23 protein-coding genes are annotated in these 21,031 nt (G+C 45.0%); 17 read left to right on the forward strand and 6 right to left on the reverse strand.

The annotated features are described in order from the left end of the window. Window positions 1-5 precede the first annotated feature (5 nt). Window positions 6-626, forward strand: coding sequence for an energy transducer TonB (locus AB4323_RS13340; RefSeq protein WP_008219721.1), 621 nt, complete (start codon window positions 6-8; stop codon window positions 624-626). Next, window positions 623-1,801 carry a tetratricopeptide repeat protein gene (locus AB4323_RS13345; RefSeq protein ID WP_372152694.1) on the forward strand — a complete coding sequence of 393 codons (1,179 nt, stop codon included), beginning with the start codon at window positions 623-625 and terminating at the stop codon, window positions 1,799-1,801. Before AB4323_RS13340 ends, AB4323_RS13345 begins: the two co-directional genes overlap by 4 nt. Window positions 1,802-1,931: 130 nt before the next feature. Here the strand turns inward: AB4323_RS13345 and AB4323_RS13350 are convergent, their stop codons facing one another. After that, complete coding sequence (locus AB4323_RS13350) at window positions 1,932-2,252, reverse strand: hypothetical protein (RefSeq protein ID WP_017067850.1); 321 nt, start codon at window positions 2,250-2,252, stop codon at window positions 1,932-1,934. Between the two features lie 343 nt (window positions 2,253-2,595). Between AB4323_RS13350 and AB4323_RS13355 the strand changes: the two genes are divergently transcribed. The 9 genes from AB4323_RS13355 to AB4323_RS13395 all read left to right on the forward strand — a co-directional run bounded on the left by AB4323_RS13355 (window position 2,596) and on the right by AB4323_RS13395 (window position 9,266). Beyond that, window positions 2,596-3,225: a PepSY-associated TM helix domain-containing protein gene (locus tag AB4323_RS13355; RefSeq protein ID WP_017062546.1), complete on the forward strand. Its 630-nt coding sequence runs from the start codon at window positions 2,596-2,598 to the stop codon at window positions 3,223-3,225. Window positions 3,226-3,296: 71 nt separating this feature from the next. Further along, a complete protein-coding gene (locus tag AB4323_RS13360; RefSeq protein WP_017079281.1) occupies window positions 3,297-3,815 on the forward strand; it encodes a DUF2271 domain-containing protein in 519 nt (172 codons plus the stop codon). A 100-nt stretch (window positions 3,816-3,915) separates the two neighbouring features. Then, window positions 3,916-4,752, forward strand: coding sequence for a DUF4198 domain-containing protein (locus AB4323_RS13365; RefSeq protein WP_017062544.1), 837 nt, complete (start codon window positions 3,916-3,918; stop codon window positions 4,750-4,752). Window positions 4,753-4,868: 116 nt separating this feature from the next. Further along, a complete protein-coding gene (locus tag AB4323_RS13370) occupies window positions 4,869-5,204 on the forward strand; it encodes a hypothetical protein (RefSeq protein WP_017062543.1) in 336 nt (111 codons plus the stop codon). Continuing rightward, window positions 5,201-5,779, forward strand: a complete 579-nt coding sequence (locus tag AB4323_RS13375; RefSeq protein WP_029235381.1) for a DUF6162 family protein — start codon at window positions 5,201-5,203, stop codon at window positions 5,777-5,779. Before AB4323_RS13370 ends, AB4323_RS13375 begins: the two co-directional genes overlap by 4 nt. Window positions 5,780-5,795: 16 nt before the next feature. After that, complete coding sequence (locus AB4323_RS13380; RefSeq protein WP_372152697.1) at window positions 5,796-6,731, forward strand: metal ABC transporter solute-binding protein, Zn/Mn family; 936 nt, start codon at window positions 5,796-5,798, stop codon at window positions 6,729-6,731. Then, complete coding sequence (locus AB4323_RS13385) at window positions 6,731-7,465, forward strand: metal ABC transporter ATP-binding protein (RefSeq protein WP_017064556.1); 735 nt, start codon at window positions 6,731-6,733, stop codon at window positions 7,463-7,465. The genes AB4323_RS13380 and AB4323_RS13385 overlap by 1 nt, the downstream gene beginning before the upstream one ends. Next, the gene (locus tag AB4323_RS13390; protein ID WP_372152699.1) at window positions 7,465-8,340 is read left to right on the forward strand and encodes a metal ABC transporter permease; all 876 of its coding nucleotides are present in this window, start codon (window positions 7,465-7,467) and stop codon (window positions 8,338-8,340) included. The genes AB4323_RS13385 and AB4323_RS13390 overlap by 1 nt, the downstream gene beginning before the upstream one ends. Window positions 8,341-8,342: 2 nt before the next feature. After that, window positions 8,343-9,266: an ABC transporter substrate-binding protein gene (locus AB4323_RS13395; protein ID WP_372152701.1), complete on the forward strand. Its 924-nt coding sequence runs from the start codon at window positions 8,343-8,345 to the stop codon at window positions 9,264-9,266. Window positions 9,267-9,380: 114 nt separating this feature from the next. Here AB4323_RS13395 and AB4323_RS13400 read toward each other — a convergent pair whose 3' ends face one another. Then, window positions 9,381-9,590 (reverse strand): DUF2986 domain-containing protein, encoded by a 210-nt coding sequence (locus AB4323_RS13400; protein WP_017060973.1) that lies wholly within the window; start codon window positions 9,588-9,590, stop codon window positions 9,381-9,383. A gap of 97 nt (window positions 9,591-9,687) precedes the next feature. Here AB4323_RS13400 and AB4323_RS13405 point away from each other — a divergent pair, with 97 nt between their 5' ends. Then, entirely contained in the window at window positions 9,688-10,203 is a 516-nt protein-coding gene (locus AB4323_RS13405; RefSeq protein WP_372058706.1) for a GNAT family N-acetyltransferase, read from the forward strand. A 3-nt stretch (window positions 10,204-10,206) separates the two neighbouring features. Further along, entirely contained in the window at window positions 10,207-10,602 is a 396-nt protein-coding gene (locus AB4323_RS13410; RefSeq protein WP_017064560.1) for a nitrous oxide-stimulated promoter family protein, read from the forward strand. 103 nt (window positions 10,603-10,705) lie between these two features. Here the strand turns inward: AB4323_RS13410 and AB4323_RS13415 are convergent, their stop codons facing one another. Further along, the gene (locus AB4323_RS13415) at window positions 10,706-12,103 is read right to left on the reverse strand and encodes an MATE family efflux transporter (protein WP_102428358.1); all 1,398 of its coding nucleotides are present in this window, start codon (window positions 12,101-12,103) and stop codon (window positions 10,706-10,708) included. A gap of 50 nt (window positions 12,104-12,153) precedes the next feature. Between AB4323_RS13415 and AB4323_RS13420 the strand changes: the two genes are divergently transcribed. Beyond that, window positions 12,154-13,047: a helix-turn-helix transcriptional regulator gene (locus AB4323_RS13420; RefSeq protein ID WP_372072948.1), complete on the forward strand. Its 894-nt coding sequence runs from the start codon at window positions 12,154-12,156 to the stop codon at window positions 13,045-13,047. Between the two features lie 134 nt (window positions 13,048-13,181). Here AB4323_RS13420 and AB4323_RS13425 read toward each other — a convergent pair whose 3' ends face one another. Together AB4323_RS13425 and AB4323_RS13430 are read right to left on the reverse strand one after the other, a co-directional pair. Then, on the reverse strand, window positions 13,182-14,333 hold the full coding sequence (locus AB4323_RS13425) for an MFS transporter (RefSeq protein ID WP_029235229.1): 1,152 nt from the start codon (window positions 14,331-14,333) through the stop codon (window positions 13,182-13,184). Between the two features lie 268 nt (window positions 14,334-14,601). Next, window positions 14,602-15,627: an AraC family transcriptional regulator gene (locus AB4323_RS13430; RefSeq protein ID WP_017069105.1), complete on the reverse strand. Its 1,026-nt coding sequence runs from the start codon at window positions 15,625-15,627 to the stop codon at window positions 14,602-14,604. Window positions 15,628-15,996: 369 nt separating this feature from the next. On the opposite strand from AB4323_RS13430, the gene AB4323_RS13435 reads away from it, so the two are divergent. Together AB4323_RS13435 and AB4323_RS13440 are read left to right on the forward strand one after the other, a co-directional pair. Beyond that, window positions 15,997-17,601: a long-chain fatty acid--CoA ligase gene (locus AB4323_RS13435; protein WP_017060127.1), complete on the forward strand. Its 1,605-nt coding sequence runs from the start codon at window positions 15,997-15,999 to the stop codon at window positions 17,599-17,601. Continuing rightward, complete coding sequence (locus tag AB4323_RS13440; RefSeq protein ID WP_372152703.1) at window positions 17,594-19,273, forward strand: GMC family oxidoreductase; 1,680 nt, start codon at window positions 17,594-17,596, stop codon at window positions 19,271-19,273. Before AB4323_RS13435 ends, AB4323_RS13440 begins: the two co-directional genes overlap by 8 nt. A gap of 102 nt (window positions 19,274-19,375) precedes the next feature. Here the strand turns inward: AB4323_RS13440 and trxC are convergent, their stop codons facing one another. Beyond that, on the reverse strand, window positions 19,376-19,810 hold the full coding sequence (gene trxC, locus AB4323_RS13445) for a thioredoxin TrxC (protein ID WP_017060125.1): 435 nt from the start codon (window positions 19,808-19,810) through the stop codon (window positions 19,376-19,378). A gap of 122 nt (window positions 19,811-19,932) precedes the next feature. Here trxC and AB4323_RS13450 point away from each other — a divergent pair, with 122 nt between their 5' ends. After that, on the forward strand, window positions 19,933-21,030 hold the full coding sequence (locus AB4323_RS13450) for a ketoacyl-ACP synthase III (RefSeq protein WP_017067864.1): 1,098 nt from the start codon (window positions 19,933-19,935) through the stop codon (window positions 21,028-21,030). Window position 21,031: the final 1 nt, after the last annotated feature.

The raw sequence follows: 21,031 nt of genomic DNA on the forward strand, positions 1-21,031 counted from the left end.
CATAAATGATTCGCCTATTTCTTGCTTTACCGCTAGCGGGCGCGTTGGGCTTAGCGCTGTTTTCTTTCATGGCTTGGATGGTCGATAATGGCCACCAACGTTCACCAGACGATAGCGAGACGTTAAGTTTCAACATGGTAATGGTGGAACAAGAACAAGAAGTTCAAAGAAGACAACGTGCAGTCCCTGAAAAACCAGAAATGCCAGAGCCGCCACCGGAAGCGCAAACGTCTCAGTCACAAGCTGAAGTTACGCCTCTGAATTCGATGTCTTCTTTGCCTTCATTGGATTTGAACACATCCATTGATGGCTTAGCGATTAACGCACCGACATTCTCTGATTTTGGGTCAAACCAACAAGCAATGCCTTTGTATCGAGTAGAGCCTCGTTATCCAGCGAAAGCGCTTAAGCGTGGAGCTGAAGGCCATGTGATTATGTCTTTTACTATCGATGAAACGGGACGTCCAATTGACATTCAAGTCACTGACGCAAACCCACGTCGTATGTTTGAACGTGAAGCGATGAGAGCACTTAAAAAATGGAAATATCAACCGAAAGTCGTCGATGGAAAAGCGATAGCTCAGGTTGGTCAAACCGTGAAACTAGAGTTTAAGTTGGCAAAATGATGAAACATATATGGATATTAGTGGGCTTGTTGTTAATGCCCCTTACAACACAGGCACAAGAGCTAACCCAATATACTGCTATTCGTGTTCAAAAGGCGCATAAGCTTGCTCAAGATGAACAGGTTAAACAGGCCATTGACGTACTAGCAGGTTTAGAGCTTTCGAAAGGCTACGACAAAGCGTACGTAGCTCGTATGCTTGGTGTGTTTTACTGGCAAGATGGCAAAACCGACACGGCAATCAAGCAGCTTACTTATGCGGTCGACAGCAATTTGCTGGTTGATGAGCAAGCTTGGATAACGAAGCGCATGCTGGCTGATTTGTTGTTGAACGATCAGCAGTTTAAAAACGCGCTTCCGCACTATTACGAGTTAGTGAAAACAGCGCCAGAAAAAGAAAAGAAAGACACGCTTTGGATGCGAATTGCACAAGCTGAATACCAAATTGAAAACTGGTCGAAAGTCCTAGTGGCCATCGGTAATCACGACAAGTTCAATTCAAAACCAGAGTTATCACCTCTATCGCTAAAACTGGGCGCACAGCTTCAGTTAAAGCAGTGGAAACAGTCGATTCCTACACTGGAAAGCTTGATTGAACTTCAACCCGAGAAAGATAACTGGTGGCGTCAACTGGTTGGTATTCAACTTAGGTTAGATCGTAATCGTGATGCATTGAACACGTTAGCACTGGCTGATCTACAAGGTGTTGAGCTGAAGAACTCAGATCGCCGCTTGTTAGCGCAGCTTTACGCGAAACGTGGCATTCCAGAGCGCGCAGCACAAGAAATTAGTAAGTTAGATGATGCGAACAGCGATGTTCAACTTCTGGCTGAGCAAGCAACCTACTGGCAGTTAGCGAAAGAGTGGGACAGTGCTATTGAAGTGTGGACGTTAGCGTCTATAAAAGACACGCAATATCATTGGAATGTGGCTCAGTTACTGGTTCAACAAGGTTACTACGATCGTGCTCTGGTTGTTTTGGATAAAGTGAAAGACAAGAACAAGCAAGCTGATGTTGCTTTAGCGAAAGTACGTTCATGGTACAAGCTAAAGAATCTTGATAATGCTCTTGCTCAAGCGAAACGTGCGAACAACATTGAGCCTTCTTCTGAAGCAAAAGGTTGGATTAAATATCTGACTCAGCTAAGAACGGTTAGTGATAACGGCAACGTCTAACTGCTGTTAACGCAAAAGAAGACAAGAGAAAGTAGTAAATAGAAAAGGGTGTCATTTGATGGTTCAAATGACACCCTTTTTAATTTTTGGCGGTTAAAGCTTTTTGAACTTTATCGTTCCAATGCGGCAGTTAAGGCTCGCACATCGTGCCGCTGGACGTAGCACTTTGAATCACGCCGCTGGTATCAGCAACCCAATTAATGGTGCAGTCACGATAAGGGTTTTTGAATGCGTGTACTGTATAACCATTGTCTAACGGTTTCTTGGTTTCAATCCAAGCATAGTTTCGAGACGCCCAAAAACTGATAGGGCGTGACCGTTCGGTGAGATAACGTTCTTGTACATCGGTTATGTCTGAACCGATGTATTCTTGAATATGTTCTTCCGTGCTGATTATTTGGCTGGTGCACGCCGTCACTAGCGCAGCAAAAGCCAAAACAAAAATACGCATTTCAAATCCTTTTAAGCTTCATTAGCTATCATCAAACCAGTGATCAAATAGTCCCAACTTTCTATCCTTAAAGCTACGACTGTTACCTTAAACCCATCTCAATCAAGCATGTTGAGATTGAGCTTTTTTGAGCTTTGACCCTGTTATCAATAACCTCTAATAAAACGAATCAAACCCCTTTAGTACACGTTAGCAAGAATATGCATACAGTTCGATTACTTCCCATGTAATGTTATGTAAATTTCCTTACGCCACTCGGCAAACGTAAACAATGTAAATTGAATGCCAATACGAATGATTATCAACTAAATTGTCGCCATAAAATTTATAGGTATTGGTTTGTATGTCGTTAAAAAGTAGGGCGGTTCAGTCATGGGCTCGTCGACTTCATGTTTATATTTCTATGGCGCTTCTGTTCGTGGTTCTTTTTTTCTCAGTAACCGGTATCACCCTGAACCGACCTGAGTTATTTGAATCAAGCCAACCCAATATCCAACGCTCTACGCTAACGCTTCCTACAAGTTTATTTACGGTTCAAGACGGACGTTTAAAAGCTGACGAGACAGCCTTTGAAACGTTTCTGTTCGAAGAAGCCAACCTCTCCGGCGTTCCTTCTGGTTTGGACATCTATGCAGAGATTGAAGATGGTGAGTTGCTCATCGGTGAGGTATCTATGGACTTCAAAGGACCCGGCTACAACGCTTCCGTTTTTGTTGACGTTACGTCTGAGTTTGTAGAAGTCGAAACCACTAATTACGGCGTTATCGCATTGTTGAACGATCTGCATAAAGGTCGTAACAGCGGTGAAGTATGGAAATGGTTTATCGATATCACTGCGCTATTGATGATCTTCTTTGTGCTTACTGGCGTGTGCTTACTGTTACCTAAGAAAAAGACGCTTAATACTTCCATCAAATGGACGGTGTTTGGGTCTGCAATCTCATTGGTTATCTATTTTGTCGCCGTGCCTTAACGCTTGATTCGATTGATGAATCGGATTGAAGAGCGAACTTAAGGTTAAACGGATTTAAAAGGTTGTTAAAAATGAAAAAAATGAACTGGAGCAAGGCGCTTCTTGCTTTATCTCTTTTGCCAAGCCTAGGTATGGCACAAGCGATTCCTGATACGGCAAAACTTGATGTGAACTTTAAGCTTCCAAAGGTTGATACCTCTATGTACGCGCGTCCTTATGTGGCGGTGTGGGTAGAGAACAGCGAACGAAAGTCAGTGAAAACCATTGAGCTTTGGGTCGGTAAAGATGAATGGCTTAAAGACTTACGTAGCTGGTGGAGAAAAGTTGGGCGTTACGATCGTGAATTGGTTGATGCAGTGACTTCTGCAACGCGCCCAGCTGGCCAGTACCGTTTCGTTTGGGATGGTAAGAGCGATGACGGCCAAGCTCTAGAGCAAGGCGAATACACGGTTCATATCGAAGTTGTTCGCGAACACGGCGGCCGTAATTACCTTCGTCAAAAAGTATCGCTAACGGATGTAAATGCTTCTTATGAGCTAAAGGCGACAGAAGAGACGGGCGAAATCACTCTGAACTACATCGCTAAATAGTAAGTGCGAATAGCAAAAGCAAACTGAACAGAATAGACAGTCGTCATCGTAGGCTCAGATAGAGCGACACGGCTAACAATTATAAATAATGGAATTGAACATGATGAAACAGACAAAAATTAAGGCACTTGCACTAGCGGGTGTGATGGCATTCGGCCTAGCAGCGACGACAACGGCACAAGCTCACCCACGCTGGATTTTGCCATCACACTTTACCGTATCGAAAGAAGGCGGCGATTGGCTAACGTTCGATGTTACTGCGTCTCACGGTACGTTTGTTTTTGATAAGCCTGCTGGCAGCGAAAATGCTCATGTCATCATGCCAGATGGCCGCAGCGAGCGTCCTAACTTCGTTATTCGTGGCAAGCGTCGTTCAATCTTCGACTTCTATTTTGAAGAAGAAGGTACACACAAAGTGGCGATCAACAACCAGCCGTCTTACTACACGCAATACAAAGCGGGTCGCCGTGACACGGTGAAGTGGATTAAAGCAAACAAAGCTGAGCGTGACTCAGTTCTACCTGAAAAATCACGTGACGTGGTAACGCAGATCAGCTTCACTCGTGCAGAAAGCTACATCACGGTAGGTAAGCCAACGGATTCAGTGTTCAAAATTGAAGGCAAGCTTCTAGAAATGAAGCCTGTGACACACCCTTCAGATATCGTTGAAGGCGAACCTGTGACATTCCAGTTCTTCTACAACGGTGAAATCCAGAAAGACGTGAAAGCGGAGATTACTCGTGAAGGTACGCTTTACCGCAACCACCAAGAGCAGATTGATGTGGTGAGTGATGAGAACGGTGAAATCACGTTTACTCCAGACGTAGCAGGTCGTTACGTAATGAAAGCGAACTACAAAGGTGAGTTGATTGACAACCCACTGGCAGACAAAGCAAGCGCGAACGTTCACCTAACGTTCGAAGCGCTGCTTCAATAGTCTGTGATATCGGGGCTAGATCCCTTATTAAGAATCAAAAAAACTTAAGGGCTCATTTGAGCCCTTTATCGCTCAGTTTACTTCTGAGAATTTGCACTGTGGCTAGGGTACGAACCATGACAATAAAAACAAAACTTAACGCTTTAATGACTCCTTGCTTAGCATTGGGACTTGGTTTCGCTGCATTACCTGCGCAAGCACACTTTCCACTGATGAGCTGCTGGTTTGAAGGTAAGACTGTTGCTTGTGAAGCGGGTTATTCGGATGGCAGCAAAGCGATTGATTACGCAGTTGAGATGTACGATTACGAAGACAACTTGATTGCAAAAGAGATGACAGATAAACGTTCTATCGTTGAATTCCCACATCCTGACACTGAGTTCTACCTTGTGTTCGATTCAGGTCATGAGTTTCCAGTTGAAGTTGATGTTGTAGAGATCAGTGAAAAATGATGATTCAAAGCGTACGTGCTGATACGGGCGGCAGAGAGGGCAAATGGGTAGGACTGATCATTGTGTTCATCCTTTGCTTTGCAACTGTCGCAATCCCATTTCATCAGGCTGAATCCCACGTTAAAGCAGTGCTTGATCATCAAATTCTAGTGACTGATGTTGAACAAGAAAACTTGGCGATGCTATCAGAGCTGCGTTTAGCGCATGAAGAAATCCGTGACCTGCGCATGGACTCAGATGGTGAATGGCCGAGTGTTGCATCACTTAAAGATGAATGGGTTGCCCCGTTTGTAGAAGATCAGAGTTGGAAGCGCAAAGGTTCTCATGCTTGGGTACTGGACGAGCGTGGTTATTACTTTTCTACTCCAAGTGAACAAGCTACGCCTACCGATCATGGTTTTGCGGATTCCTTTATTTTAAATGCGAACAGCGTTTCTCCTGAAATCTGGATCTTCTTGGGCGGTGTAGCGAAACAGCCCGCTACTTTTGACCAACACACGCTAGAGTCTACGGGTTGGAAAATGGTCGTGAACGAATCAGAAATTGAACAGCATCATGAAAGCGATGCTCACTAATAATAAGAGAATTACTATGCGAATTATGACTCTGTTCATGTCGTTATTAGCGGTGTTCATGGCACCCAATGCATTGGCAAAAGAATATAAGATCGACAGCAACAAGCTGACGATTGGTATCACGCTTCAACCTTACTACAGCTACGTAAAAGCAGTAGTAGGCGACAAAGTGAACATCCTTCCTTTGGTTGACGCAGGTTTCAACCCACATAACTACTTACCACAACCCAATGATATAAAACGATTGAGCCAAATGGATGCAATCGTAGTAAACGGTATTGGTCACGATGACTTTGCGCTTAAAGTGATTTCAGCCGCGCAACGTGATGACTTAGTCGTGATCGAAGCAAACAAAGAAGTGCCTCTACTTCCTGCTCTTGGTCAGTCTGTTGGTCAAGGTGCCGTTAACCCACATACCTTTGTTGGGCTTTCGACAACAATTCAAAAGGTTTACACCATCGCGAGTGAGGTCTCTAAGCTCGACCCTGACAACGCGGCTTTTTATCGTAAGAATGCACGTAAATACGCAAAGCAATTTCGCTTTATGAAGCGCGATGCGATGTTGTCATTAGGTGAGTTAGATACTTCAGGTATGAAGGTCGCGACTACACATAATGCTTATGGCTACATCCTTCAAGAGTTTGGTGTGGATGTTGCGGCAGTAATCGAGCCTGCACACGGTGTTGAACCAAGTGCTAGTCAACTGCAAGAGACGATCGAGAAGATCCGCGCATCAGGCATTGATGTTCTGTTTTACGAGTTAAACATGCCAAACCGTTTTGTTGACACAATTGAAGCGGAAACAGGCGTTCAGCTTTATCGTTTCTCTCACATGACGCACGGTGAATATGAAGACGATAAAGTCGAAGTTGAGATGAAGAAGAACCTAGAGACGTTAATCGAAGCCATGAAATTTGCGGCGGCGAACCAAGCTAAAAGCGGGAACGCATAATGTTAGGTCCATCAATCTCAATTAATAAACTCGGTCTGCAATACGATAACAACGTAATTCTTGATGATATCTCGCTCGAACTTAAAGCGGGCGAGTGTCATGTGATCATGGGGCCAAACGGTGGCGGTAAAACTTCATTACTGCGCTCTGTGCTTGGCCTTACGCCTTTCTCTGGCCAAATCAATATCCACTGGCCAGAAAAGCAGAGTATTGGTTACGTACCTCAAAAAGCGACCTTCGAGTCTAGCTTGCCTTTGACTGTAATGGACTTCGTACTGCTTAACCAAACACGAATCCCATTGTTTTGGCGTCGTAAATCTAAGCAATTGGATCTTGCACTCGCACAATTAGATCGCGTTGGTATGGTTACTCGTAGCGACCGCCGCATGGGACAGTTATCGGGTGGTGAGCAGCAACGCGTGCTGTTTGCCCAAGCGCTATTAGATAACCCAAGTCTACTGGTGTTGGATGAACCAACCACGGGTATGGACGAGCAGGGCGTTCGTTATCTTGAATCGTTAATTCGTGAATGTGTTAGTGAAGGTCGTACGATCCTTGCGGTACACCACGATGTCACGGCAGTGCGTCGACTCGAAGCGAACGTACATGTTGTGAATCGATTCTTGGTTGATAGTGGCCCACACGAACAAGTCTTACACCCAAGTAAAATCGAGAGCCTGTTCCAGCACTACAGCAGTGGCTCTGCGATGACCAAATCGAAGGAGGTTGCGTAATGGATTGGTTACGACAACTAGCCATTAGTGGCGTGGAAGCGGGCTTGTTATCAGACAGTTTCATGTATGCCTTCATGGTCAATGCTTTGGTTGCAGCGTTACTACTTGGTCCTCTGTTAGGTGGTCTGGGTACTTTGGTGATTGCCAAGCGTCTGGCTTTCTTCTCAGAAGCCGTCGGCCACGCAGCGTTAACCGGTATCGCTATTGGTGTTTTGCTTGGCGAGCCACCAGAAAACCCAATTATTGGTTTGTTTAGCTTCTGTATGATCTTCGCGCTGCTTCTTCACTTTGTAAGAAACAGAACCAATGTGCCATACGATACTTTAGTTGGCGTTTTCCTTGCTTTAGCACTGGCAGTGGGTGCGGCATTGCTGATGTACGTGGCGCGTAAGATCAACATCCACATGCTTGAGAACGTACTATTTGGTTCGATTTTGACGGTAACAGACCAAGACTTAGCGATTCTCGCAGGCAGCTGCGCGATCATTATTTTGCTCTTGATACCGACGTTCAACCGTATTCTTCTAACCTGTATCAGCCCTGATATTGCCAAGGTTCGTGGTTATAACACCAGTTTCTACGACTACTTGTTTGTCATGATGATCACCTTAGTGACGATTGCAGCGGTGAAGATCGTAGGTGCTGTTCTGGTTGGCGCGTTATTGCTGATTCCAGGTGCTACCGCTCGCTTGCTAACTAAACGCATGGGCAGCTTTGTATTGCTGTCGGCATTACTGGCAACGGTCGCGTGTTTAGTTGGAACCGTCTTACCTATGGAGTTGAAACTGCCAGTACCTTCGGGCGCTTCAATCATCATCGTTTCTGCAACATTTTTCCTAGCGGCAACGCTATACCGAATTGTAAGAAAGGCGTAATCATGACTTGTTTAATGAATCGTATCGCTAGCTCAGTAAAAGCAACGGCTCAAGTGAGTGTACTTGGTAGTGTATTAATGGCTGGTTCTTTGATGTCACTGAACGTGAATGCAGAAGACATCCTAACCAGTACACCTGTGACTTATGCATTGGCGACAGAGCTAACCAAAGGCACGGACATTACGACCGAATATCTACCACCTAAGCGCTACGGTATTGACCGTCTGCCGAATTGGTTTGCTACCAAGGGTGCGAGTAAAGTGCTTCAATCGGGTGAAAAGGCGACCGTTGCGGTAACGTTGTCATCGATCTGGCAAGCCGACCCTACGTTTGTATACGCAAGACAAAGCAATATCCGTTTAGTTGAGGTTGATGCCGCTCAAGCGATTACACCGCGTGCACAAGGCGTTGCTGCGCTTACATTGTCGAATGGTGATGTGTCTAAATACGCATGGTTAAACCCAACCAATCTAACGCGTATGGCGGCAATTGTGGCTGATGACTTTAAGTTATTGTGGCCGGCGCAAGCAGATACGATTGATAGCAACTTACAGCGTGTGATGCTTGATGTTCGAGAACTGATTAACAAGCAACAGGCGGTATTACTGGATAATGATGTAGATTCAGTGTTATTGATTTCAGAAAGCTTGGAAGATTTCGCTTCAGGTAGTCAACTGTTTGTTGAAGAGCGTATATTCAAAGCTGAACTGGAATGGACAGTTCAAGACAAAGCCAAACTCAAAGCGATGTTTTCGGAAGATGATGCTCTATGGTTAGTTACAGCGAAAAAGCCAAGCAACTTGATTAAATCATTGGTACCGAATGAGCGTATCTTGGTAGTGGATTCTGTTGATCGTTGGGGCAGAGCGGGAATCAACGCAAAAGCACCGTTTGCCCGTTGGGAAGTGCAGCCATTCAAAGGCTAACCAGCGCGATTAAAAATGGTAGGATCAAAAAAGCAGCCCAATTTGAGGCTGCTTTTTTGTTCTTGTCTGTTGGCTCTGAAAAGAGTGTCAGACAAGAGGACTGCGAGTATAAACTTACTCTGCAGCTTTTGTCTCTTCAGCTTCAACCGTTGCTTCTACTGAACCTTCAGCTTGCTCTTGAGCTGCTTTCGCTTGTTCTTCAGCTTCCATTTTTGCACGGTCAGCTTTAGAGATGTAGCGAGGCTTGTTGCTACTATGCAGTTTAGAATTCGCCTGTTTCTGCTTCTTTTTTAGAATTTGATTGATTTTTTTCTTACGGTTCATTGCTGCATAGCCTTGTATTTAGTTTAGGCGGTGGAGGATAATCATTTTAGCTCTAGAACTCAATATTTACATGGTATTCAGCAAGGAAAATATCACTATGCAGTCAGTCGAGACCGAACGTTTAAGATTAAGAATGATCACACCTCAAGATGCGGCGTTTATTCAACGACTATACAGCTCAGAAGATTTCCTGCGTTACATTGGTGATAAGGAAATCAACGACACTGAAAAGGCTGTCGAGTACATTGAAAACAACATTCTTAAGATGCATGAAGAGAAGGGTGTCTGTTTGTTGATGGTTGAAATCAAAGAAACTTCAACGCCAATTGGTATCTGCGGATTAATAAAAAGAGACACCTTAGCGTCGCATGATATTGGCTACGGGTTTGCTCCTGAGTTTTATGGTCAAGGCTTTGCCCAAGAAGCCGCGGAGGCGATAATTGAACAAGCTAAGCAGAATGCTGATATCGATCATTTAGTTGCCATCACTACCTCTGATAACATTCGAAGTATCACACTACTGACTAAGTTAGGCTTTGTGTTCGAGCGAGTTGAAGGTGTGATAAGCGAAAGCGTTAATCTCAACCTGTACGGTTTCTCATTAGGTAATTAAAACATGTTCCAACATAACAATATTCTACAAGGTGAGCTCGCAACGGAGTACAAAACCGTTATTGCGATGGTGCACATCTATTGCAAAGATCACCACGGTGAAGTTCGTCAGAATAACGCGTTATGTGAGGAGTGTGAGCAACTGTTGCGTTACGCCGAAACACGACTGGATAGATGCCCTTATGGTGAAGCCAAACCGACCTGTAATAAGTGTCCGATTCATTGCTATAAGCCCGATCCGAAAGAGCAGATGCGTTTAGTCATGCGCTATGCTGGGCCAAGAATGTTACTCAAGCATCCGATTTTAGCGATCAGACATTTGATACATGAAAAGCGAAAAGTGTCTGAGAAGCCACTGTCGAATGTGTCGAACCGCCATATCCGAATGAATAAGAAGTAACTGGCGTTTAAAAGTGGTTGCTGAAGAAACGAAAAAGGTCTGATTGCGCAGACCTTTTTGATGTAGATACACTTCCATCTCAGCTTGAATCTAGCCAAGTAGCCTATGCCGCTTGAGGCTCGTCATAGGTCACTGTGAGGTTGTTAATCCAGCGTCGGCTTAGGTAACGATGAGAACAAATTGCCAGTTTCACCACTTCTTCCACCAACATCAAACCATAGATGTATTTGAAATCCCATCCAGCGACAAACGCGCCGTAAACACATACTGGAATGCCCACCATCCACATCGCGATGAAATCCATGCGAAGGCAGAACGCATTATCACCACCAGCACGAATAATACCGTTAATGATCACCATGTTGAGCATGCGAATCACGACCGCAAAGCACATGATCATCATCGCAGGTGAAGCAAGCGGGTATAAAGCGTCTTTGGTCAGGTTTAGCCATGACAGAACGTGCTCTTTACCCATAAACAATAGCAAGCCTACAACCGCACCAAAACCAACCACGGCTTTGATGAACGTCAGACCCATACTCATAGCGTCATCAAACTCATCACGACCGAGTGAGTGACCAAGCAACACGGAACACGCTACAGAAATACCAAAGAATATCGAGTAACACAGCGACTCAAAAGGCGCGAGCATAGAGAACACAGCAAGTTCCGTTGTGCCCATGTGACCGAAGATCATTTGGTATGCCATAGTACCCATTGCCCATAACACGGCATTCATCGTTAGTGGCAAAGCAATACGACGGTAAGACAACCATAATGACGGACGATGTGGTGAGCTAGGCGTGGTTAACAACCAGTGTTTACGCATGCGCATATAGCCATACATCAAACCCACTTGAATCAAGCGCGCTAAAGTGGTTGCCAATGCCGCACCTGCAACGCCCATCGCTGGAATACCGAAGGCACCTTTAATGAGTACGAAGTTAAGTGCGATGTTGAGGGCAATCGTGACCGCACCAAGTAATAGTGGTGTTACGGTGTCACCTGATGAGCGCATGCTTGCTTCTACCACGACCACAATGTGAGTCAGCAGAAGGACAGGGAATCCATACCACAGGTAAGTCGCGCCAAGTTCAATCACGGTTTGATCGCTGGTCTGCAACATCATTAAAAACTGAGAACCAAGAGTGATGATTGCAGTAACAGGCAGCAGAACTTTTAAGCCAAACACCATTGCGATAGATGATACCGTTCGCGCGCTTTTTCGGTCATTCTTTCCCCAGTATTGAGCGACTAATGTTCCATTTGCTGAGGCCAACCCTGCCATAATCATAATAGCAACGAAGTGCCATTTTGATGCAATTCCCACAGCCGCAGCTGCTTCCATACCATAATCACTGACCATTAATACGTCAGCAAGGGCAAGAATAGCGACAAGCGCACTTTGCAAAGCAACAGGCAAACCAAGTTTAACGATACGAGGTAAGATGCTCTCTGGCTTGTTATTCATAGATGAGTTAGGGTTGATGTTAGTTGTCATAAGTTCTCCGATTTATGGCAGAACTATAGTGATTTGAGCGAAGTAACAACATGTTTAAAAAACAACAAAACCTGTGCAAATCCGTCATTGATTCAATGAGACCAAAATCAACTTGGCATGATGATGTTTTTCTCGCTGAACAGTGTAAAGAACGTTTTTTGACCGTTGAAGATATTCCAGAGATGAAAAGCTTTGGTGTCTATATGGGCGGCATGGCGAAGCTATATGATGGCTACTGGGTTGAGCGCGAATCCGTTAATGTTCATACGTTGATTTTCACTATGGAAGGTGGCGGGATTCTAACAACCGCAGCATCGGTCAAAGCGATTACGCCTTATACACTCGTGGTGCTTCCTGCTGAAACCCCATTTCGTTTTGAACTCGATCCTCAATATAATTATTGGAAAATGGCGTGGATGTTGACGCCTGACACTAAGCAGTGGCAGCACATTGCAAGTTTAGGTCAGGGGGTTGTGCCTTTTGGAGAGTGTGAGCAGATCTGGTCATTAATGAACTTGGTTTACTTTGAGATAGGCGGCAGAGCCAGTTACCGTAAGTTACTCTTGAGTGAGATTATTCGAACGTTGACGGGGTTTGAGCCTAAGTCGACCAGCACCACTGCACGTGTTCAAGCGCTCTATAACGAAATTGAAAGTAGTCTGCACCAGCCATGGACAGTGGCAGGGATGGCCGAAAGAGTGTTCATCAGTGAAGAGCAGCTCAATCGAGTCACCAAGACGCTATTTAACCTGTCTCCACGCAGTAAATTGATTCAATTACGCATGGATAAAGCCACCAGCCTGTTGAAATATCAAGATTGGTCAGTTTCTATGATTGCTAATCGCTTGGGCTACAAAGATCCTTATAACTTTTCGCATCGCTTCAAAAAGCATTTCGGTTTATCACCCAGTCAATATCGAAAGAGCCATCGACTTCTTGGTTAGCCTTGCACGATGAAATGAGAAGTGTGGGAGAAGAAGGTTACATATAGGCATGAGTTGAAAAGGGCCCTTCGCTTAGACATGAAGTCTTAACTCGGAGCCCTAATGACACGTATCTGGTGTCTGTCTATTTAAGCTTACTCGCCTGCAATCTGTAGGTGAGAGCGCTTTAGGCTAGCAATCAACATGTAGATCGTTGTAGCAAGTAGAGACGCGAACAGGTAAGTGAACAATCCTGCTTGTGAATCCATAAAGCTGTCTGCAACGATTGGTCCCGCAACAGAACCGATGCTGTAGCAAAGTAGCATGATTTGAGTCACTGACACCAAGTAGCTTGGGTCAAGGTTACGGCAACCTAAGTTAATCGCGATTGGGTATAGCGCAAATGTGGCCATGCCTAATACGAACAAGCTCATGCCTAGTACGTAGAAATCGTGATTGATAGTCAGCACACCAATGCTTGCAACCCCTAGCAGGCAGAACAGAGCCATTAATAACACTTGTCCTACGTGGTGAGATAACCAAGTCACCATCGGCTGTACAGCCATACCACCCATGATAACCAAAGCCATCAAACCACCAATGTCTTCGTGTGCAATGTTACGTTGAGCAAGTTCAACTGGCATCAAGCCGTAAATCGCACCTAGCGTTAATCCGGAAACAATGCAGCCAATTAGCGCGCTGTGGCTTAATTTGCTGATCTGCTTTAAAGACAAAGATTGCGCATCGTGGATCTGTGGTGGAGTTGCTTGTCCGTACATCAGCACAATGATCGCACCAAACAGAAGGGTGAACATTGCGATGAAAGGTACGCCACCAGTAATACCTAAGTAACCGATACCAAGCTGACCAACTGCAGAACCGCCGTACAGTGAACACATGTAGATAGCGAGACGTTTTGCGCGTTGTGACTCGTCACCGCTCATTAGCCAAGACTCTACAATCACGAAGATACCTGCAACCGCCACACCAGCCACAAAGCGAGCTAGTAGCCATACTGCTTGGTGTGGGATCAATGGCAATACAAGGATCGTTGCGATGAACACACTCAATGCGATGACGAACGCATCTTTGTGGCCAACACGCGCAATGGCACGTTCAATCAATAATGTACCAGCCAGTAGACCTGCATAGAATGCACTCGCCAACCAACTCGATAGATCTTTGTCTAAGCCATACTCAGACAGCATTAATGGTAATGAACTCATTAAGTAGCCTGAAGCGATCGCGTAAAAAGACAATGCAATAACAGGAACAGTTATGCGAGTTGTTGGTTGGATGTTGTCCAATGCATGAGCCTCTGATAGTAAAAGAAACGATGAATTTTCCGCGACTATGGGGGAGAAACTGAATTGGGTAAAACAAATAAAAATGGTCGTTAAGATAAAAGAAATTTATCGACCAACTAAACTAAAATACGGTTGCGATATTTGGTGGTTTGGCGAGATTTTATGCGGGCAAAAAGTCGTTAAGCCGTTGTTCATTGGTGGTTTAATTTAGAAAAAGATTGCAGCGTGATTGTCTTTTTATGATTTGGATTGAGTGGGATTTTAAGTGTTAGACCGTTTCTTTACGGTATTGACGTGGCGAGTTACCACTCCACTTACGAAAGGCATGACGAAAGTTAGCGCTATCAGAAAAGCCAACTCGTTCAGATATCTCTTCAATACTCATTCGAGTTGAAGAAAGGTAGTGCCGGGAAAGGTGAAAGCGAACATGGTCCAGTATCTTCTGATAGCTCGTATCCGCTGCTTTCAGGTGACGACGCAGAGTTCGAGAAGACATGCCCAGTTCTGAAGAAATGGATTCTATAGAAGGGTAACATCCTGGCCTTTCAATCAGCATCTGAGAGACTTTCTCTTTGAGGCTACTGGGTGCACTGACTTTTGCCAACATGTCATCACACGATTTTAAGCACATCTGTAAAGTGATGGGGTTGGCGGTAGGAAGAGATGAATACAAGGTGGTTGCGTCGAACTCCCATTCAAGCCGGTCACTATTGAATTCAACCGGGCAGCGGAAAATCTCTGTGTATAGATCGCCGTATTCAGGTTTTGGATAGGGGAAGCGGATCACTTGAGAAGGAAAGGGCTGCTGTAAGACCTCTTCGCACAAACTGTGTATCGCTGCGAACCAGTATTCACAACAAAAGGGCAGTAAAGAATCGAGTTCGATAAGTTGCTCTGCGCGAAAGTAACCAATGTTGTCTTCTACAGACATGGTTTTTCTGAGGACAGGGCCAGCAAGTTGCAGATACTTAAACCCGATTAAAAAGGCATCGAGTAGTGTTTCGCTGCTAAACACCGCATAACCGAGCACGCCGAAATCGCTGAACCTCGCTTGTTGGCCAACTTTAAGCCCCAATCCGTCTTCGTTGGAATTCGCTAACGCATTACTGAACACAGCAAGCTTTTGCGCCAAAGTGATGTGTGTATCGGGTGTGTTGAGTTGGAGAGCATCGATGTTACTGCCTTCGAGCAACTCTTCGATACTGAGAACAGGCGACAGGTAACGATGCAGCAACTGAAGATCCAGAATGCCGAATGCTTGCATGTCGGGTTCGTAAACTGCGGTGTATTCCATAAGCTGCCTCTTGTTGAATATCGATATCTTAACCGAACTTTTAACATTTACGCCTGTTGCTTGTTCTCACTTTCGCAAGCTTGTTCCAAATTTTGGTTTATGTGTGCAAGGTTTTATTGGGCTAGCGCAGGCTGTGTCCGAATATCACCGGTTTTTGTCTTTTTGAAACCTGTTCGAAATGTTATCGAAATGTTGTAATTTATTGGGCTGCACATTGGAGCGTCTCAAACATTTTGCTCAATAACGACTCTTATCTACATGACACACCAACGTGCAGGCTCGTGATGACAAGAAAGAGACTTATTACAACGATTAGAACGTCTACGGTGACCGTCACAAACAGGTCTAAGCCGCACAAGGAGATCATGGATGCACAATCTTGCTGTTAATTTGGAGCGTAGCGCTTCGCTTTTTCCAACTAAAGCCGCTCTGCGTATGGGATCGGATGAAATCAGTTTTTCTCAGTTAGAACAACTTTCTGGAAACGTGGCTGCTAACTTGAAAAGACTTGGGTTGCAGAACGGAGATAAGGTAGCGTTGTCATGCCCGAACGTGACTTACTTTCCGATAGCCTATTACGGGATTCTAAAAGCGGGTTGTGTAGTCGTGCCTTTGAACGTGCTATTCAAGGCCAGAGAGATCGCTTATCACCTTAATGACTCTAACGCGAAGGCCTATTTATGTTTTGACGGCAGTGAAGAGCTTCCAATTGGTCGCTATGGTTTACAAGGTTTTGAGCAGGCAAACCACTGTGAACACTTTGTCGAGATGCCTATCCCAACAAACACAGACACTACTTTAGAAAGTAATGAGGAGCATGAATCAATCGCTGATTGGTTGGCACAACCTTTTACTCCTTTTGAGTCTGTGGCTTGTCATGGCGATGATACCGCTGTGATCCTTTATACCTCTGGCACGACGGGTCAACCAAAAGGGGCTGAGCTTTCCCACACCAACATGCAAACCAATGCGATGTCGTCACAGTATCTAATGAGATTGGAGTACAGCGACACCACAATGGCTACACTGCCTTTATTCCATAGCTTCGGTCAGACGGTGATGATGAACGCGAGTGTGCTAACAGGGTCCACCATGGTGTTGATTCCTCGTTTTGAACCGTCATTGGTTATTGAACAGATCATTAGCCATAAAGTCAGCGTGTTTGCGGGTGTTCCTACTATGTATATCGCGCTATTAAAGGCGGGAGAAGAGTCTTCTGATAGTTTAGAAAACACAAGCAAACGCTCTGAACAGGTTAAACACAGCTTGAGGTTAGGTGTTTCTGGCGGTGCTTCTATGCCGCTTGAGGTTATACGACAGTTTGAATCTCGTTTTGAATTACCAGTCTTAGAAGGTTATGGGCTCTCGGAAACGGCGCCGGTTGCGACCTTTAATCATATTGATGGCGATCGTTTATCGGGTAGTGTCGGTCAGCCTTTATGTGGCCACCTCATCAAGATTACTGATATACAAGGCAACTCTGTCGCTATGGGTGAACTCGGCGAAGTCTGCATTAAAAGCCCAAGTGTGATGAAAGGCTATTATCAAAGGCCAGAGGCGACAGCTGAATCTATTCGTGATGGTTGGTTCTTAACGGGAGATATCGGTCGCGTCGATGAGCATGGCAATTTGTTCATTGTTGACCGTGTTAAAGACATGATTATTCGTGGTGGGTACAACGTTTATCCACGTGAAGTCGAAGAAGTGTTGATGTGTCACCCCGATGTCGAAATGGTCGCGGTGGTAGGCGAGCATCATGAACATTTAGGCGAGGAGATCCACGCGCATGTGGTTCTTCACGAACATACGCAATGTGATAGTGCCGCCTTGATAGCATGGTGTCGTGAGCAACTCGCCGACTACAAATACCCGCGTAAGGTATTCATTCGTAAAGCCTTACCCATGACAGCAACCGGAAAAATCTTGAAGCGTGAGTTACACCCACTAGAAATAGCGGAGATGGCAAATGGATAGTTATGATTTTATTATTGTTGGCGGTGGTTCAGCTGGGTGTGTGATGGCTTCTCGGCTGTCGGAAGATCCTGATGTGACGGTTTGCTTGTTAGAAGCGGGTGGTAAAGACACCAGCCCATTCATTCACACACCCGTTGGCGTGGTGGCGATGATGCCAACCAAACTCAATAATTGGGCATTCGAAACGGTTGAACAGCCGGGTTTGAACGGTCGTAAAGGCTATCAGCCTAGAGGTAAGACACTTGGCGGTTCTAGCTCTATCAATGCCATGATGTACGCTCGTGGACATCGCTATGACTACGATAGATGGGAAAGCTTGGGCAATGCTGGCTGGAACTATGAATCCTGTTTGCCTTACTTTAAGAAAGCAGAAAACAACGAAGTCCACCAAGATGAGTTCCATGGCCAAGGTGGTCCTCTTAATGTGGCCAATCTTAGATCGCCAAGCCCTATGTTGGAACGTTATTTAACGGCGTGTGAATCGATAGGTGTACCTCGCAATGAGGATATTAACGGCGCTGCTCAGTTTGGGGCGATGCCGACGCAGGTAACACAGCTGAATGGTGAACGATGCAGTGCTGCCAAGGCTTACTTAACGCCAAACCTTTCACGATCGAATCTCACGGTTGTGACTAAAGCCACCACACATAAGGTTTTGTTTGAAGGCAAGAAGGCGATTGGTGTTGAATATGGTTCTAGCGGAAAGCGTTATCAGATACGATGCAACAAAGAAGTGATTCTTTCCGCTGGCGCGTTTGGTTCTCCCCAATTGCTGTTACTGTCTGGTGTCGGTGCTCAAACTGAACTAGAGACACATGGAATCGAACAGGTTCATGAATTACCTGGAGTGGGCAAGAACCTTCAAGATCATATCGACTTAGTACATTCGTATAAATGCAGTGAAAAGAGTGAAACTTTTGGTATCTCGCTGCAAATGGCCTCTGAAATGACCAAAGCCTTACCACTATGGCACAAAGAACGCCGCGGTAAAATGAGCAGTAATTTTGCAGAGGGAATAGGCTTTCTCTGTTCCGAAGATCATATCGCTGTACCGGATTTAGAGTTTGTATTTGTGGTCGCTGTTGTAGATGACCATGCTAGAAAAATTCATACCAGTCATGGCTTTACCTCTCATGTCACCTTATTGCGACCGAAGAGCTACGGCACCGTAACGCTCAATAGTAATGATCCCTATGATCCGCCTAAGATCGATCCTGCGTTTTTCAGTCATCCTGAAGACATGGAGATCATGATTAAGGGCTGGAAGAAGCAGTATCAAATGTTAGAGAGTTCCGCGTTTGATGATATCCGAGGCAATGCTTTCTACCCTGTGGACGCCAGTGATGACAAGGCTATCGAGCAAGATATTCGCAATCGTGCAGACACTCAGTATCACCCGATCGGGACCTGTAAAATGGGACCTAGTAGCGATTCTTTAGCTGTGGTAGATAAAGATCTCAAAGTTTATGGATTGGATAATTTGAGAGTCATTGATGCTTCTGTGATGCCGACACTGATTGGGGCAAACACCAATGCACCAACCATTATGATTGCTGAGAAAGTCGCAGATCAAATCAAACAGCAATACGGGTTTGGCAAGCAAGAATCTAATATTCAAGCGAAAGGCGAAGCTGTAGTTTTATTCAAGAAGTTAAGTGATAACCATAAATAAAACAGTAGGTTAGATAGTCTTGATTTGGTAAGACTCTCTAACCTATTTTTGTGTGCTTACTTAGAATTAAGTAATGCTAAATCAATAGCTTAACCAATAGTATTACTTAGTTAGTGCTTGATTAAGCCACTGATCAAATTGACCTTTTGGCAGTGCACCGTTAATCGTATCAACACGTTGACCGTTCTTGAACACCATCACCGTTGGGATGCTTCTGATTTGATACATAGCCGCCAGTTGCTGTTGAGCTTCGGTATCAATTTTAACAAATCGAACATCGCCAGCGCGCTCTTTAGCGACATCGCTAAATACAGGTGCGAAACCTACACATGGGTTGCACCATGTCGCCCAAAAATCGACAACGACAGGCTGTGAACTGTTCAAAATTGATTGGAAATTCAGTGACGTACCTTCGATTGGTGCACCGTCTAGAAGTGCGTTTTTGCACTTACCACAAGTAGGGCTTTCTGAAATTCTTTCTGAAGGAACTCGGTTTACGCCACCGCAAGAAGGGCAACGTGTGTTGAATGTAGACATAACTTTCTCTTTTTATTGCGTCTCCGTGCCTAACGCGATTTACGAATCATGTACGGAACGCTTATACTGTTTAAAACAAGAATAAGATACTCAAATAAAAACAAACAATAAACAGGTAAATGATGACAAAATTTTACGCTGAAATTACGGGCTGGGGAAAGTGTCTGCCACCAGCCGTGCTATCCAATGATGATTTAAGCACTTTCATTGATACGTCTGACGAGTGGATTCGTACTCGAACTGGTATCGAAAATCGTCGTATCAGTCATGTAAATACCTCTGAGCTAGCGACCGTTGCTGCTCAACATGCAATGGCGTGTGCTGGTTTAACAGCCGAAGATATCGATCTTGTGATCGTAGCGACGTGCAGTCCAGACTCTCTTATTCCAAATACCGCGTCTAAAGTTCAACAGAACTTAGGCATCAAGAGCGCAGCAGCTTTTGACCTTAATGCAGCGTGTACAGGCTTTATCTACGGTGTTGAAACAGCAACTCGATTGATTCAAGCGGGCAACTACCGCAATGCGATCGTTGTGGGTGCAGAGCGTCTTTCATTCTTCATCGACTGGACCAAGCGTGATACTGCGGTTCTATTCGGTGATGGCGCTGGCGCTGTGGTTTTATCGCGTACTGAAGAACAAGTGGGTTTACAAGAAGCTCAAATCGGTTGTGACGCAGAGGGCCGTGACATTCTAGCAGTACCAAAATTCGGTACGTCTATGGACCGCTTTGCTGCTGATAACGGTTACTGGGATTTTGATTTCGTTGGTAAAGAGATCTTCAAGCGTGCAGTGAAAGGAATGGGCGCTGCAGCACATACAGTATTGAGTCGCACTGGCATCTCAACTGAAAACATCGATGTTGTGATTCCGCACCAAGCGAACATCCGAATTATTCAAACTCTGTGTGATATGGCGGGCATTGAACGTGAGAAAGCGTTTGTGAACATTCAAAACTATGGCAACACGTCGGCTGCGACTGTGCCAATTGCATTGTGTGAATCGTTAGAGCAAGGCTTTGTTAAACCGAACTCAAACATCCTTGTGGCGGCATTCGGTGCCGGTTTAACTTGGGGGGCAGGCCATATTAAGTGGGGTAGCCGTGTTGATCCGTTAGGTCAATCGGACGCTAAGCTTCCAGAAGCAGATAGCTCGGCATTAGAACTTCTAGAGAAAGCCATTTTACACTGTAAAACGCGTCCTAATTCTGAGAATGAGTAGC

This window comes from Vibrio sp. 10N.261.52.C11, from assembly GCF_041471405.1.
Lineage (GTDB): Bacteria > Pseudomonadota > Gammaproteobacteria > Enterobacterales > Vibrionaceae > Vibrio > Vibrio crassostreae_C.

Coding starts and splice junctions, on each gene's coding strand:
- AB4323_RS13340 (WP_008219721.1), top strand. CDS start 6: ATGATTCGCCTATTTCTTGCTTTACCGCTAGCGGGCGCGTTGGGCTTA.
- AB4323_RS13345 (WP_372152694.1), top strand. CDS start 623: ATGATGAAACATATATGGATATTAGTGGGCTTGTTGTTAATGCCCCTT.
- AB4323_RS13350 (WP_017067850.1), bottom strand. CDS start 2,252: ATGCGTATTTTTGTTTTGGCTTTTGCTGCGCTAGTGACGGCGTGCACC.
- AB4323_RS13355 (WP_017062546.1), top strand. CDS start 2,596: ATGTCGTTAAAAAGTAGGGCGGTTCAGTCATGGGCTCGTCGACTTCAT.
- AB4323_RS13360 (WP_017079281.1), top strand. CDS start 3,297: ATGAAAAAAATGAACTGGAGCAAGGCGCTTCTTGCTTTATCTCTTTTG.
- AB4323_RS13365 (WP_017062544.1), top strand. CDS start 3,916: ATGATGAAACAGACAAAAATTAAGGCACTTGCACTAGCGGGTGTGATG.
- AB4323_RS13370 (WP_017062543.1), top strand. CDS start 4,869: ATGACAATAAAAACAAAACTTAACGCTTTAATGACTCCTTGCTTAGCA.
- AB4323_RS13375 (WP_029235381.1), top strand. CDS start 5,201: ATGATGATTCAAAGCGTACGTGCTGATACGGGCGGCAGAGAGGGCAAA.
- AB4323_RS13380 (WP_372152697.1), top strand. CDS start 5,796: ATGCGAATTATGACTCTGTTCATGTCGTTATTAGCGGTGTTCATGGCA.
- AB4323_RS13385 (WP_017064556.1), top strand. CDS start 6,731: ATGTTAGGTCCATCAATCTCAATTAATAAACTCGGTCTGCAATACGAT.
- AB4323_RS13390 (WP_372152699.1), top strand. CDS start 7,465: ATGGATTGGTTACGACAACTAGCCATTAGTGGCGTGGAAGCGGGCTTG.
- AB4323_RS13395 (WP_372152701.1), top strand. CDS start 8,343: ATGACTTGTTTAATGAATCGTATCGCTAGCTCAGTAAAAGCAACGGCT.
- AB4323_RS13400 (WP_017060973.1), bottom strand. CDS start 9,590: ATGAACCGTAAGAAAAAAATCAATCAAATTCTAAAAAAGAAGCAGAAA.
- AB4323_RS13405 (WP_372058706.1), top strand. CDS start 9,688: ATGCAGTCAGTCGAGACCGAACGTTTAAGATTAAGAATGATCACACCT.
- AB4323_RS13410 (WP_017064560.1), top strand. CDS start 10,207: ATGTTCCAACATAACAATATTCTACAAGGTGAGCTCGCAACGGAGTAC.
- AB4323_RS13415 (WP_102428358.1), bottom strand. CDS start 12,103: ATGACAACTAACATCAACCCTAACTCATCTATGAATAACAAGCCAGAG.
- AB4323_RS13420 (WP_372072948.1), top strand. CDS start 12,154: ATGTTTAAAAAACAACAAAACCTGTGCAAATCCGTCATTGATTCAATG.
- AB4323_RS13430 (WP_017069105.1), bottom strand. CDS start 15,627: ATGGAATACACCGCAGTTTACGAACCCGACATGCAAGCATTCGGCATT.
- AB4323_RS13435 (WP_017060127.1), top strand. CDS start 15,997: ATGCACAATCTTGCTGTTAATTTGGAGCGTAGCGCTTCGCTTTTTCCA.
- AB4323_RS13440 (WP_372152703.1), top strand. CDS start 17,594: ATGGATAGTTATGATTTTATTATTGTTGGCGGTGGTTCAGCTGGGTGT.
- trxC (WP_017060125.1), bottom strand. CDS start 19,810: ATGTCTACATTCAACACACGTTGCCCTTCTTGCGGTGGCGTAAACCGA.
- AB4323_RS13450 (WP_017067864.1), top strand. CDS start 19,933: ATGACAAAATTTTACGCTGAAATTACGGGCTGGGGAAAGTGTCTGCCA.